General features: G+C 40.0%; 12 protein-coding genes. 2 read left to right on the top strand and 10 right to left on the bottom strand.

Annotated elements, in window-relative coordinates; genetic code table 11:
* Positions 1-390: 390 nt before the first annotated feature.
* From cpu_RS03805 to cpu_RS03790, 3 genes are all read right to left on the bottom strand, one after another.
* Positions 391-3,276: an Ig-like domain-containing protein gene (locus tag cpu_RS03805; protein WP_075858713.1), complete on the bottom strand. Its 2,886-nt coding sequence runs from the start codon at positions 3,274-3,276 to the stop codon at positions 391-393.
* Positions 3,277-3,815: 539 nt separating this feature from the next.
* Positions 3,816-6,785, bottom strand: a complete 2,970-nt coding sequence (locus tag cpu_RS03800; RefSeq protein ID WP_075858712.1) for an Ig-like domain-containing protein — start codon at positions 6,783-6,785, stop codon at positions 3,816-3,818.
* Between the two features lie 396 nt (positions 6,786-7,181).
* Positions 7,182-8,015, bottom strand: coding sequence for an LCP family protein (locus cpu_RS03790; RefSeq protein WP_075858710.1), 834 nt, complete (start codon positions 8,013-8,015; stop codon positions 7,182-7,184).
* A 150-nt stretch (positions 8,016-8,165) separates the two neighbouring features.
* On the opposite strand from cpu_RS03790, the gene cpu_RS03785 reads away from it, so the two are divergent.
* Entirely contained in the window at positions 8,166-8,480 is a 315-nt protein-coding gene (locus tag cpu_RS03785; RefSeq protein ID WP_075858709.1) for a hypothetical protein, read from the top strand.
* Positions 8,473-8,886: a type II toxin-antitoxin system VapC family toxin gene (locus cpu_RS03780; protein WP_075858708.1), complete on the top strand. Its 414-nt coding sequence runs from the start codon at positions 8,473-8,475 to the stop codon at positions 8,884-8,886. Before cpu_RS03785 ends, cpu_RS03780 begins: the two co-directional genes overlap by 8 nt.
* Positions 8,887-8,933: 47 nt before the next feature.
* Here cpu_RS03780 and cpu_RS03775 read toward each other — a convergent pair whose 3' ends face one another.
* The 7 genes from cpu_RS03775 to spoIID all read right to left on the bottom strand — a co-directional run bounded on the left by cpu_RS03775 (position 8,934) and on the right by spoIID (position 13,293).
* Positions 8,934-9,950: a rod shape-determining protein gene (locus tag cpu_RS03775; protein ID WP_075858707.1), complete on the bottom strand. Its 1,017-nt coding sequence runs from the start codon at positions 9,948-9,950 to the stop codon at positions 8,934-8,936.
* Between the two features lie 127 nt (positions 9,951-10,077).
* A complete protein-coding gene (gene spoIIID, locus cpu_RS03770) occupies positions 10,078-10,332 on the bottom strand; it encodes a sporulation transcriptional regulator SpoIIID (RefSeq protein WP_075858706.1) in 255 nt (84 codons plus the stop codon).
* A 77-nt stretch (positions 10,333-10,409) separates the two neighbouring features.
* On the bottom strand, positions 10,410-10,688 hold the full coding sequence (locus cpu_RS03765; protein ID WP_268761770.1) for a HepT-like ribonuclease domain-containing protein: 279 nt from the start codon (positions 10,686-10,688) through the stop codon (positions 10,410-10,412).
* Positions 10,689-10,725: 37 nt separating this feature from the next.
* Positions 10,726-11,025 carry a nucleotidyltransferase family protein gene (locus cpu_RS03760; protein ID WP_075858705.1) on the bottom strand — a complete coding sequence of 100 codons (300 nt, stop codon included), beginning with the start codon at positions 11,023-11,025 and terminating at the stop codon, positions 10,726-10,728.
* A gap of 403 nt (positions 11,026-11,428) precedes the next feature.
* A complete protein-coding gene (locus tag cpu_RS03755) occupies positions 11,429-11,845 on the bottom strand; it encodes a putative toxin-antitoxin system toxin component, PIN family (RefSeq protein WP_075858704.1) in 417 nt (138 codons plus the stop codon).
* Positions 11,836-12,114 carry a type II toxin-antitoxin system Phd/YefM family antitoxin gene (locus cpu_RS03750; RefSeq protein ID WP_075858703.1) on the bottom strand — a complete coding sequence of 93 codons (279 nt, stop codon included), beginning with the start codon at positions 12,112-12,114 and terminating at the stop codon, positions 11,836-11,838. Before cpu_RS03750 ends, cpu_RS03755 begins: the two co-directional genes overlap by 10 nt.
* A gap of 207 nt (positions 12,115-12,321) precedes the next feature.
* Positions 12,322-13,293, bottom strand: a complete 972-nt coding sequence (gene spoIID, locus cpu_RS03745) for a stage II sporulation protein D (protein WP_077177154.1) — start codon at positions 13,291-13,293, stop codon at positions 12,322-12,324.
* Positions 13,294-13,395: the final 102 nt, after the last annotated feature.

The following is a 13,395-nucleotide window of genomic DNA, read 5'->3' as shown; positions in this document are numbered from 1 at the left end:
TACTACATAAATATTTGTTTAAAGGAAGATTTTACAGCTATAAAAAGCCAATTTGCGCCTAAAAAATGTTACTTTTTCAGTCCTCTCGGATTTTTTTCTGGTTTTGTTGCATTTAAGCGTTGGATAACGTCCAGATGTTGGATTCGTAGATATAGCTGCGTAGTTCCCGAACCTTATCCCAGACACTTTCCCGGCCGAGGTAGCGCATTTTTGGCTTTTACGGTTATGGTTACTGAATTCATACTTACAATTCAGTAATTGCGGGATTATTTGATACTTAAAAAGGAGCGGGTTTTTAACCGCTCCTTTTTCATAATTTGTTGGTTTCAAGCCCATAATTCAAATTTACTTTGAAAAAACCCCCGGGGTTAATCCCGGGGGTTTATCAGCTTACTGAATAGAGGTTAAGGTCCAGTAGTAGGGGTCGTAGATGTAGCCGGTGTAGGTCTTGTAGCCGCCATTGCTCCAGATGGATACCCGTACCTTGTTCCATACACCTTCCCGACCGAGGTAACGCATCTTGTAGCCTTTCTTCAATACAGCTAAGATCTTAGCATTGGCCTGGGGTGCTACCCGGAGGTTGGTCTTGGTATAGGTAAGTTGCACCATTTGACCTACGAACTTGCTGTACTTGTCGCCGGTATTACCGCCGTTGTTGTTGGAAGGAGGTGTTACCGGTTTTTCGTATTTTACGGTTATAGTCTTGGTGGCTACGTTACCAGCTGCATCAGAAGCTTGAATTACAACAGGATTTTCACCTTCCACAAGATCAATTTTTACTACAGTATTAACTTCTTTATTTGCTAAAATTGGAATTTGTTTTTCGCCAACTACAAGGTTCGTAACCTTATTATCATCAGTTGCTTTAATATTAAGTAAAATATACGGTGTATTAACAGTGAGACTGCTATTCAATACCTCAATTGTTGGTGTAGTTGTATCATTGGCAGTTCCTGGTGGCAATACTTTTACTTTGGCAACCACGTTATCAAAACCAGCCAATTTAACGATTCTATCAGCAGTTGAGTTTTGAGCTGTGTAGTACACTACAACAGTTCCGTCATCACCAAGAGTATATGATTGACCATCGAAGGTTATTGTTTGGTTGGCCACCGGTTTTCCGTGAGCGTCTTTAACCGTTACAGTGATAAATGACGCTTTATTTAATTCGATAGAAGTTTTATCAACTGTTATAGTATGAGGCTTAACATCCAATGTTGCAGCTACAAGCCCATTTACTTTAACTTGAACTTGCGGAGCAGCTGCAACAGTAGTGTTATCACTTGCTTTTACATAGAATGTATAGGTTGCTCCAGTAACTGAACCTGTAATTTGGTTAGAATAATTCTTATCAGAATAAGTAATTAAATTTACTGTATCAACGTTATTGCTATCTTTAACCGGGACAAGTTGAATTGATGCATTATTTAATTCAGTATTATTTCTTGGATCATAGACCCGAACTGTAACCGTTTCTTTAAATCCATCGGTAAGAACATTATCTGCTGGAACATCAACATAAACTTTTGGTGCGACAGCATTAATTGTAAATGTGCCAACTTTTTTATTGTCAGTTGTAGAAACCGTCAAGGTTAATGTTCCAACTTTTGTTATATTTAAATTGCTTATAGTAATTTTTCCTAAAGAATCAGTAGAAGTACCAATACTGCTATAAGTAACACTTGCCGTAGTATCACTAAAATTATACACCACATTAACTGGTGTATTAGCTAAAGCATTCCCATTGTCCAAAACAGTTAACGTGATATTATCTGCATTTCCAACAACAACCGCAGTTTTGTCGGCAGATATTGAAAGAGTATTTAGTCCTAATACTTGGAATGGTACTTTTGCCATAACGGTTGTGCCATCTAATTTTCTGATTTCAAATCTATATTTGCCTACAAATACGCCTTTTAATGTAGCATTATACTCGCCATTATTAATATTTGTATTTTGAGCACTTACAATCACATTAGTAGCCGGATAGTATTTACCGTCGCTAGCTTTATAAACAAATGCTGAGGTACTCGAGCTATCTACAAAAACTTGCGCGTTATTTACAAAATTACCATTTAAGTCTTTAACGATGAACTTAATTGGGAATTCCGTATCATAGGTAGCAGAAGTTACCGATGGAGTTACTACATAGCCGTCAACATTCAATGTTGCTGATTTGACATATTCATTCGTGCCTTTTTTGGCTTTTACAGTTAACGTTAAGGTACCACCTTGAGTAATTTTATTAAGGGCATATATATAATAACCATTAGTAATATTATTTGTGATTTCAGTGTACGGCTGATCAACACCTGCTCCAGATTCACTTAAATATACAGCATCGAAAGCGGTAGCTCCATTTTTGTCCGTAATGAATATATATACATTATCATTTACACTATCATTTACATTAGTTTGATTCTTACTTAAGGCAATATTCAAGTCATCATTTCCTGCAACAGTCAGGTTAGCAGAACCCACATATTCCGGATAAGTAAAGTCGGTAGACTGATCTCCAACTGCAATTTTCACAGTTATAGTTGCAGTACCGGTTTCTGTAAACTTAATTTTTGCAACATCATTAAAATTAATGTTAATTTTACCATCATTTAACTGAGTCTGAGCTACATTTAATGTAAGCTCTTTTTTAATTGGATCATAACTCTGGTAAGTAGCTTCACCAACCGAGTTTCCATCTGCATTATAAACATATGCGGCTACACCCGAAATAACAACTTGAACAGCGTAGGTGTTCTCAGTTACAGTATTTGCGGGAATTGAGATATCAAAGGACTGATATGCCCCTTTTAAAACTGTATTAGTTGAAAGAGTGGGTGTAAAAGTTACTGGATTTACAACTACATAACCTAAGGCTTGTTGTGGAGTAGTACCAGTTGAATCATACTCATATACATAATACTTTGCTGAATAAACAAATTTCGGAACTGAAATTGTAAAGTTTCCAACTGTATCCGGTCCATTAACCGCATAAGTCTCATAAGCAACACTTGATACTGTACCATCATTTTCGTTATAAGTAACTAATTTGACACTCGCACTAGAATTAGAAATAGGTGCTCCATTGTTATCTACCAATCGTCCTTTAATGATTGCCCCATCACCTTTTTTAACCGACGTTATTGGCTGGTTATCAAGGTTGTATAGTGCTATACCATTTGCCAGCGTATCTGCAAAAACAACAGCCGGCAACATGCTGAGAAGAAATGCTACAATGGTCAGGATTGCGATGGGCTTTTTGTGTTTAAATTTTGCCATCTTCTAAATTTTCCCTCCTTAAAAAATTTATTTTGGGCGTAGGCCCCTTTTTGAAACCAGAAAGGTGTATTTAGTTGTTCTTCCCTTTCCCGGTCTTTCCCCCCTCTCATATGTAAACTTTCTATTGTTTACACTGTTAGGAACCCTTGAAAGATTTTACAGGGTTCAAAACCTTTTAGACAATTTTAATAAATCGTTACCAGTATATGCCTGAAAGTTGTATTTATTACCTATTCGCCAAGGTTTGTTAAATTCCTTCTATTTTATAACATATTTTTTATTTTTTTCTTTGTGTAGAATATTTTTCTTTTTTGCCAATTGAGTGGAGAATTTGGAGACAGTTCATCTACTTATTAATTTTAGGGGTTCAATTCTTAGATGTCAACCATTTTCTTGTATTTTTGTTTAGGATTTCCATTATCTATTATATCAAAAATATTTATTTTATCTTTTTTATCTAAAAAAGAAAAATCCCCGGAAATAAATCCAGGGATTTAGGCAGGAAAAAGCCCCGGGGGTTACCCGGGGCTTTTTAGTATTTAAGCTTTAGTTAACGCCCAAAAGTAGGGGTCGTAAATGTAGCCGGTGTAGGTCTTGTAACCGCCCTTCATCCAGATGGAGACTCTTACTTTGTTCCAGACCCCTTCCCGGCCGAGGTAGCGCATCTTGTAACCTTTTTGTAAGGTTACCAGGAGCTTGCCGTTGGGAGCTACCCGAAGGTTTGTCCTGGAATAAGTAAGTTTCACCATCTGGCCGACAAACTTGCTGTATTTATCTCCAGTTGTCACTACCGGCTTGGTGTAAGTTACATCGGCAGTAGCGGTGGCAATATTGCCGGCAACGTCGGCAGCTTCAACGGTAATAGTATTCTTTCCTTCCTTCAGGGTTACGGTTACTACTTTATTTACTTCCACCATAGGTGCTACCAGTTCGATCCGCTGGCCGTTTACCAGCAGTCCGGCTACCTTACCTTCGTCGGTAACTTTGATGTTTACATCAACAGTATCCTTATCGGTAGTAGCCGGAGCTTCAATGGTGATTACCGGCTTCTTATCGTCTACAACAAATTTAGCGGTGATCTCCGGTTTAGTGATATTGGCATAAGCCGGTGCATCAACCACAATCTTGCCGGTAGCAAAGGGCATTACGGTAAAGATTACTTTGCCTTCGGCATCGGTGGTACCGGTAAGGGCAACTCCAGTGCCGTTTAAGGTTACGGTAGCATCTTTAATAGCGTTGCCGTGAGCATCTTTTAAGGTAGCTTCCACGGCGGTATCGGTTCCTACCGCTACTTCGGTTTTATTTACGGTAAGGACCGCCGGTTTTACGGTAAGTTCGGAAATCTTAATGCCGTTTACTAAAAGCTGTAGCTTTCCGTCATAGCCATAGGATGCATTCTTCGTTGCTAAAACGGTAACTTTCGCCGGTGCTCCGGTGTTATAAGCGCTGCCATCCACAGTCTTTAAAGCGTTGCCGTTAACGTCGTATACGCCAAAGGTAGCAGAATTGTCGTAAACGTTTAAGGTTACGGTAGTGTTAGCGGTAAGTTCGGTATTATCTACCGGGCTGTAAACGGCATAGCTGACCGCTTCTTTCTGGCTGTCGGTGAGGATACCGTCAGCGGGTGCAAAAACTTTAATTACCGGTAGTTTGACATTTACCGTGAATGTACCGTATTTCTTACCATCGGTGGAGAGTACTTTAAAGTTTAAGGTACCCGCTTTGGTCAAGCTTCCCAGACTTACGGTGTATTTGCCGTTGCTATAGGTGACACCGTTTACGGTCTGGCTGGTACCGTTTAGATCGGTGTAAGCGACATTTACATTATCGGTGACTCCGTAGGCTCCTTCTTTAACGGTAAAGGACACTTGCGTATCGTAACCGGCAATTAAGGTTGCTTTGTCCGGAGTTACGGTGTAAACATTGCTGCCTAAAACCGGATAAGAAACCTCGGCAGCAACATTACCGCTGGCATCATAAACGGTTACCGTTACCGGAGTAACGTCGGTCAAAGGAGCTGCGATAAAGTTATACTGACCGTTTAGGATGTTAGTAGTCTTGCCATCAATGCTTCCGTTATAAGAACCGGAAATAGTCACCTTGGCGTTGTTAATAGGTGTACCGTTAACGTCGGTAACGGTTACCTGAGGCGAAATAGTTTTACTATATACTAAATTAGCCACGGTAGTAGCATCCAGGGATGCTTTTAAGCCAGTTACAGGCAAGATTAAGGTTTGGGTTTGTTGGGTGTTGTCGGTTAAAGTTGCCACAACCGTCACGGTCACTGTCCCCGCCTGGGAAGGAATGACGGTAAATGAGAAGCTTCCTTTGTTGCTGTCAGAAAGATTAACATTCGGACCAGTTACGGTAACCTGAACCGCTTTTAAAGTGGAATTAGGATCTCCATAGGCAGCGTTGTTGACATCCCGAACATCAATGGTCAGGGAATTGTCTGTAGCTGCACTTAAAGAAGTTAAGTTGGCAAAAACATTAACTTTAGCCGCCGGGTTTACCGGAATGGTAAGGGTGCCAAGAAGTTCGGCATTGTCAGTATAAAGGCCGTTGGCAAAACCTACCGAATCTTTCTGGTAGTAGGCTTTTACCGTTAAGGTGCCGGTGGTGTCCAGCACTTTTAGGTTGGCAAGGTTCAAGACGCCATCGGTATCGGCAACAGCTACTTTAGTGTAATAAGTACTGTCAATTACAGTTCCGTAAATGGTTCCGGTAACACTGTTTTTATCAATTTTTACACCGCTTAGCTCAAAGTAATAGGTGCCGCCGGAGACGGTTACAGCCGGTTTGGCGGTAAAGGTGATATTGTTGTCAAAACTGCCGCCGGTAAGAGCGGTTTTATCGGCAGTTACCGTCAAGGTTTGAGGAGCGACGGTAATTTCTTCGTATTTAACGAAGTTGGAGCCATCGGTATTAGCGGTTCCCAGGGCATAGGTACCGGCATAGGTAAACACGGGTACACTGATGGCAAAGCGGCCGGTGTCGGTGACGGCACTGGTATAGTAAACACCCGCAACCGATTCGTGCTGTAAAACCATTTGCCGGCCAGCCGGAAGGCCTTTGATGGTACCCCCAAGAATTACGTTGGTGTCTCCTACTTTGTAGCTGCCCCGAGCATCGGGGGTGTAGTCATACCGTGAAAGGACGTAAACTACATTGGAAACATCGCTACCATCGGTAGCCTGGAAGGCGTAGTCCCCTTCCTGATCAAACACATAGTTCTTAGCAAAGGTACCATCGGCTAATGTGGCAGTTAAGGTGTCCGAAGTACCTGCGGGAGTAGTATAAACGATGTTCACTACCCCTTTGTTGCCGTAAATGTCCACCACACTACCGGAGACCAGGGTAGCAGTGGTGCCTGGCTTTACCGTAGTCGGGCTAAGGGTTAAAACGTACTTAGCCGGCGTACTGGCCAGGACAAAAGCGGGGAGCATGGTGAGTAAGAAAGCTGCCATCGTGATAATAGCAATGGCCTTTTTCCCCTTGAGTCTTATCATTTCTTTCCCTCCTTAAAAATTTTGTATATTTATTTAAAAATACGGAACCCTATGTAAGATTTTAGATATTATGGATATTATGGCTATTATAGATTTATTAGACTATTTTTATCACATTTAAATTTTAAAGCATCCTGCAGTAGACTGTCAATTGTTTTTAGGCCGTAAGGCTTGTTTTTCGTTATTAGTAAGCAGGATTTTACTTTAGATTTCTTCTTTTCCCTCTTTATTTGTTTTAGAAATTCTTTCGGGGCAATGGTAGTCGACACCATTTTTAATATTTCGACAGATTTAGACATTTACTGCCGCTGGTTTTCTTTTCCATCATAATATTCGTAAGCTTTGAAAATTTTCGTGGGGGTTATTTGGAGAGAAAGTTAAATTTTGCAGGAGTTTTCAGGGAAGACTTTCCTGGGTAATTTGGGAGAGGATCCGCCCGGTTACCTCCGGTGAAGCTATTCTTTTGGTTTCTCTTTCTTCCCCCGGAAGAGATACTTTGGTCAAGGAATTTAACTTCATGGCGGGAAGTTTAGAAAAGATATCCAGGAAAACAGGTAAAGTAAGGTTGGTTTTTATATTGTGAACCAGAAAGGTGAGATGCCCTGGAACTTTCCACATTTCTCCGGGCAACAATAATTTTTGGATCAGGGCCTTTACCAGGTCGGTGTCGTTTAGCCGCCGGCCAGCTAAGGTATCTTCAAAGATGGAAATTACCGGTACCGTTTCGCCCTGCAGGTTTACGCTGCCCAGGCGCCGGGAAAATTGTTCGACTACCGTCTGGTCGATAATGATGTAATGCGGGATTGTGGTATTAAAGGCTTTTTCGAGGGTTTTGGTAAAGGTGGATAAACCCTTTCGGTCATAGATTTCCCCGGTGGTGAGGGTTTCTCCGGGCAAAAGGGTACAGGTAGGCACGGTAAGAAGGGCCGGGATTCTGGTTCGGGGGTTGTAGGTGATGATGGTGATGGCTTTTAAGCCGCCCTTTTCGGTCCAGAGGAGGAGGATGTTCTGGTTTGGGCAAAAAGGGGCCGGGGATTGGTATCCGGGCCCGGGGAGAAAATAGTTTTTAATCCCTTCTTTGACCGGGAGAGGGACGGCAAGGGTAATGCCTGTGCTTTGTTCTTTTTGCCGGGATTTTAGTGGAGTTTTTTTAAGCTCACCGGTTTTTACCGGATTAAAAATAAAGATGGTAATAAACAGTACTATAATAAATATGAAGAGTCTTTTCAAAATAAAACCCCCTTTTGGCCTCTAAGTAATAGCTTGGGCCGGGAAAGGGAAAAATATACGTTGAATGTGTTCGGTGGTTTGTGGTAAGTGGTCGTTGGCTGAAAACCGCCATAAATCTATAAATATCAATTAGTAATTGGAGTTTGTCCTGTGCGTGAAAAAATTGTTCGAAATGCCATATTTATGGTATTATTAAATCAAGAGGTGATAACCATGAAAAAAAGCGTAAAAATATTACAACTAAAGCTTCCTTTTGACCTTGATAAAAAGTTAGCTGAACTTGCAAAAAAGAATCAAACCAGCAAAAATAAGATAATTATAGATTTACTTAATAATCAAATAACGGGATTAGAAGCAAGAAAATTATTAGATGAAATTAAAAACGAAATAAAACCAGAAGATGCACCAGATTGGTTTAATAAGCCTGCTTCTGAATATATTAAGGAGTTAAGGAGTGATGGATAACCAAAATACCCTTTTAAAATTTTTAATTGATAGCTGTATTTTTATTGATTTTTTCGCAGATCGTTTAAGTAGTCTTGAAAAACAAAACTTATACACAATTTTTGAACAAGGTTTAGTTTCTACAAGTGTAATTGTTTGCCATGAAGTATTATTTGGAATTCAAAACAAAAAACTAAAATCAAAAGTATTAAGTTTATTTGAAAAGATTGAGATTATACCTGTCACTATTGATATTTCGATTTTAGCATCCGAAATTAGAAAGCAAAATAAAAATTTGGGACATAATCTTTCATTACCAGATTCGCTTATTGCCGCCTCAGCTCAAATTAATAATTATTGGGTTATAACAAATAATAAAAAAGATTTTTCAAGTGTTAAAGCTATAACTCTTGTTGAACTAAAATAATACTGCAAAAAAATCTGCCAAAGGTGGCAGATTTTTTATTTTACATCTCAATGCTGGTTGTTTCTTTTGCTGAGCATGTCCCACATGGAAAGGGCTTTACCGGTGCCAAGAGCCACGCAGGATAAAGCGTCGGGGGCTACAAAAGTAGGAAGGCCCGTTTCTTGGGCAATTAAGCGATCAAGACCGGATAAAAGAGAGCCGCCACCGGTCATGACAATACCGCGGTTGACAATATCGGCGGAAAGCTCCGGAGGAGTACGTTCGAGGACTTCTTTTACCGCATTGACCACCGCCACTAAAGGTTCGGTAATGGCTTCGTAAATATTAAGGCTGGTAACTTCCACGTTTTTGGGAAGGCCGGTTAAGAGGTCACGGCCGCGGATTTCCATTTTTTTATTTTCCGTCCCCTGGGGATAGGCCGAGCCGATTTCCATTTTTACTTCTTCGGCAGTTTTTTCCCCGATTAAGAGGTTAAACTCTTTTCTTATGTACTTGACTATGGCATCATCAAATTTATCGCCGCCAACCCTTAAGGATTTGCTGACTACTATCCCTCCCAGGGATAAAACCGCTACGTCAGTGGTGCCTCCGCCTATATCCACGACCATCGAACCGTAGGGCTCGGAGATATCAAGTCCAGCACCTAAAGCAGCAGCTATGGTTTCCTCGATAACTTCCGCTTCCCGGGCGCCGGCTTGCTTGGCTGCCTGCTTTACCGCCCGCTTTTCTACGTCGGTGACCCCGGCGGGAATGCTGACCATGATCCGGGGTTTAAAAAGGAGGGGACGACCGCCTAGAGCTTTGGTAATAAAGTAACGGAGCATTTTTTCGGTAGTGTCGTAATCGGCTATTACCCCTTCTTTAAGGGGACGGATAGCGACAATGTTACCCGGTGTGCGGCCAAGCATTTTTTTGGCTTCTTCGCCAACGGCGATAATCTGGCCGTTGTCCCGGTTTACCGCCACCACGGACGGTTCCCGTAAAACGATACCTTTACCTTTTACGTAGACCAGGATGTTGGCAGTACCTAAGTCTACCCCAATGTCGGTGCTCCAGTTAAACATTTATGAAAAACCCCTTTCGGTGTAGTAATATCCGGTACAAGCTTGTCTAATTTAATCAGAAAAAATAATATTTTGTCAAACATTAATTTATTCTACCTCCGGGGGGAAAAATCCTGCAAATATCAAGCTATTTTGCAATATTTTTGTATTTTTGCCGGGTAGCTTCACCTCCTCTTATATGTCTTTCGGCTTTGTTTTGGTCAAGAATTTTTTTTATTTCCCGGGCCAGCTTTTTATCTAGGGCTGGGAGGCGTTCGGTCAAGTCTTTGTGAACGGTACTTTTACTGATGCCAAAAACTTCAGCAGTTTTGCGGACGGTTGTTTTGTTTTCTAAGACATAATAAGTAAGCTTTAAAACCCGCTTTAAAATGTATTCCTGCATTAAAAAACCTCCCGCGCATGGCATTGGTTAGTAAATACTATGCGGGGAGGGGAGGATTTAGAAGTTTTCTCTTTTTATTAAATTTCAATATTAGCAATCTTTTTAATTAAATCCGGAATATCTCGTTGAATTGTTTCCCAAATTATTTCTAAATTAATCCCAAAATATTCATGTATAAGTATATTCCTTATGCCTCTCATGGCATTCCAGGGGATTTCAGGAAAATGTTTTGTAATTTCATTGGGAATTTTATTTGCGGCTTCCCCAATAATTTCGAGGTTCCTAACTACCGCATCAATTGTTTTATTATCTTTTATAAATTCTGTATAAGTCATATTTTCCGTATAATCTAATATTTTATTTGCTTATTCAATAATATCCAAAAGGTATAATTTATAATCTCTCAATTATAATTGCCTCCCTGAAGATTTTATCCCTAATGGCCGGTTTTACCGCAGCAAAAGTTCCCAGGTCAACTTTTCTCTTAAAAAGTCTTTCAAGATCATTTTTTAACTCAACAAATTGAAAAATGGTGATAGGTTCGTCAAAATCAATAAGTAAGTCAATATCACTGGTTTGACTTGCTTTATTCCGGACAAAAGAGCCAAAAAGTCCAATTTTGGAGACATGATAGGTTTTTAGTAAATTTTTATTTTCTAAAAGCTTATTTATAATAAAGTTTTTATCTTCCATAATTAATCACCTACTTATAATTATAAACCCAACTTATTATATAAATCTTCAAGGTTTTCCGCCTTTATTATCTCCCATTTATAATGTCTTGGGAAACTTTTCGTTCCTCTTCTTGCCAGGTTTTGCTCCAAAAGTATAATTGAGACTTTGAAAGAAGTTTTTTACTTATTTTAGATAGGGCAAGATGAGATTTTGTTCGCAAATTTAGTTTCATAAAATCACCCTACTGTATTTTTTTATTTTCTTACTTTTAAGTATATTTTTAAGCCGGATTTAGGTAAAGCTAAAAGATTTGTTTTTTCGTAACTTTTATTGGCAACAGCCCTCTTAACTTAAAATCGGCGCACAGGAGTGCGCGCCCTACAACATATCTTTTTATTTATTAAGCTGCCATTAGATGTCTTTATAAAGTTTTTTCGATAAAATCTTTGGGCGGTAAAATTTTAATATTTCTAAATTTCTTTAGTTCAAGTAAGTGCTGGTCTCCGGTAACAATAAAATCAGCGTTAGCTGCTGTTGCACATTCTAAGACTTTGTTATCCGCTGGATCTTCTTTAATTACATTAATCGTTTCGAGAGGATAGATAAAAAGTACCCAGGGAAGTTCAATTAATTTTTGAATGATTAAAAGTCTTTTTTCCACACTACCCAATATTTTAAATTTATCCCGGGTTAAGACTACCGAATATTCATTAATCAATTCTCGACTTACAGCAGGAGTTATTTTTTGCAGGATCCAGGCATCGAGGATTTTAGCAGGATAAGAATGTTTTTTTAATAATCCGGAAATAAAAACATTGGTATCTACAACTACTCGCATTTTCTCGCTTCCTCAATCTCTTTTAATATTTCTTCGTCGGAGATTTCATAATTTGCTGCTTTTTCCCTAACTTCCTCTATGAGATTTTTTAATTCCAGCATTTTTAATTTTTCCTGGATTTTTTTAAATTGTTCATATTGCTTGTAGCTTAATATTACTCCTTTAGGATTGGAACGGTAGGTTATGATTAAAACTTCACCTTTATCAACTTCTTCTAAATAATCTCCCAATCGAGGTCTTAACTGATCTACCCCAATTATTTTTTCCATTCCACTCACCTCACATAAGGTATACATTAATCTTAAAATATATGTTTAGCTAATTATAACTTATTTTTTTAGAAAGTTCAAGGTTAATGGGGTTTTAGTAGAGCCCGGTGACTTCCGGCTAAACAAAAAGCGCACAGGAGTGCGCCCTATGAAAGAAAAACGGCAGCAGGAGCTGCCCCTACCAAAACAATATTTTTAAAAGCACGCCTACTTATATAAAATAATTTTTGTCCCGGGGTAATAATGGCTTAAGATTTCCTGATAGTTTTGGCCCTTATCTGCCAGAGCCGCCGCTCCCCGCTGGCAGAGGCCGACCCCGTGGCCGTAGCCCCGGGTGGTGAAGATGATTTTATCGCCCCGGGTGCTCACGGTCATTATTGTTGATTTTAGACCCAAACGGTAGCGAATTTCTTCGGCCAGAAACACCCGGCTGCCAAGTTTAATCTTTTTCACCCGGCCGGTGCTGGTTCGGTCGCTGATTTTAACTGGCTTTGCGCCGGTAGATACGGCCAGGGCCTGGAGGTCCGTTCCCAAAACTTTGTCAATATACGAAATTTTAAAAGCTTTAGTCTCTACCGGATAATCGGCCTCAAAACAAGATACTGACCTTAAATACGGTATGTCATAACCCCAAACGTCCTTTGCTGCCTCGGTTCTATGGCCTCCGCAGGAGGCATGGTATACCGGATCAATTAACTCTCCCTTATAAACCAGGGTTTTTCCTTTAGTGGAGTTGACCGCCCATTTTATCCGGGATAAATAGTAGTAATATTTTACTCCCCAGCGTTTTTTTAGTTCTGCATCAGTTACATAGGCCTGGCTGTGAGCCGGATCGGTACAAAGGTCGGCACCGGGATGGTATCCTTTAGTATTATGCGGTTCCAAGATTCGTTTTAATGTATAAGTTCGGGCCGCTATAGCCTGAGCTTTTAAAGCTTCCAGGGGATAGTCCGGCGGCATTTCGCCAGCCACGACCCCAATTAAATATTCTTCCAATTCTACGGTTTCAATTTTCCCCGTTTGGTGGTTATAAAGTTTTAAGGTTATCCCTTTTTCCGGTTTAATTTTTACCGGTTTCTCCTTCTCCCTTTCCTGCTCGACGGTATATGCAGTCCAGGCCACCAGCAGGATTAGTATGGCAATTGCAATTTTTTTCATAATACTCACCCAATTTGGCATATTTTTAGTTATTAATAGTGTATACGCCTGAGGGTGAGTTTATACATTTGAGATGCGAGAAGTGGAAAGTGGGAGATAAGACATGGATGATGGGCAAAAAAT

Origin of the sequence: Carboxydothermus pertinax, from assembly GCF_001950255.1 — a bacterium.
Classification (GTDB): domain Bacteria; phylum Bacillota; class Z-2901; order Carboxydothermales; family Carboxydothermaceae; genus Carboxydothermus; species Carboxydothermus pertinax.
The sequence above is the reverse complement of the archived record's forward strand: the minus strand, read 5'-3'. Positions and strand labels throughout refer to the sequence as shown.

Excerpts from the sequence above, each read along its gene's own strand:
- cpu_RS03800 (WP_075858712.1), bottom strand. The coding sequence starts at position 6,785 with ATGATAAGACTCAAGGGGAAAAAGGCCATTGCTATTATCACGATGGCA.
- cpu_RS03750 (WP_075858703.1), bottom strand. The coding sequence starts at position 12,114 with ATGGAAAAAATAATTGGGGTAGATCAGTTAAGACCTCGATTGGGAGAT.
- cpu_RS03755 (WP_075858704.1), bottom strand. The coding sequence starts at position 11,845 with ATGCGAGTAGTTGTAGATACCAATGTTTTTATTTCCGGATTATTAAAA.
- spoIIID (WP_075858706.1), bottom strand. The coding sequence starts at position 10,332 with ATGCAGGAATACATTTTAAAGCGGGTTTTAAAGCTTACTTATTATGTC.
- cpu_RS03805 (WP_075858713.1), bottom strand. The coding sequence starts at position 3,276 with ATGGCAAAATTTAAACACAAAAAGCCCATCGCAATCCTGACCATTGTA.
- spoIID (WP_077177154.1), bottom strand. The coding sequence starts at position 13,293 with ATGCCAAATTGGGTGAGTATTATGAAAAAAATTGCAATTGCCATACTA.
- cpu_RS03775 (WP_075858707.1), bottom strand. The coding sequence starts at position 9,950 with ATGTTTAACTGGAGCACCGACATTGGGGTAGACTTAGGTACTGCCAAC.
- cpu_RS03760 (WP_075858705.1), bottom strand. The coding sequence starts at position 11,025 with ATGGAAGATAAAAACTTTATTATAAATAAGCTTTTAGAAAATAAAAAT.
- cpu_RS03780 (WP_075858708.1), top strand. The coding sequence starts at position 8,473 with ATGGATAACCAAAATACCCTTTTAAAATTTTTAATTGATAGCTGTATT.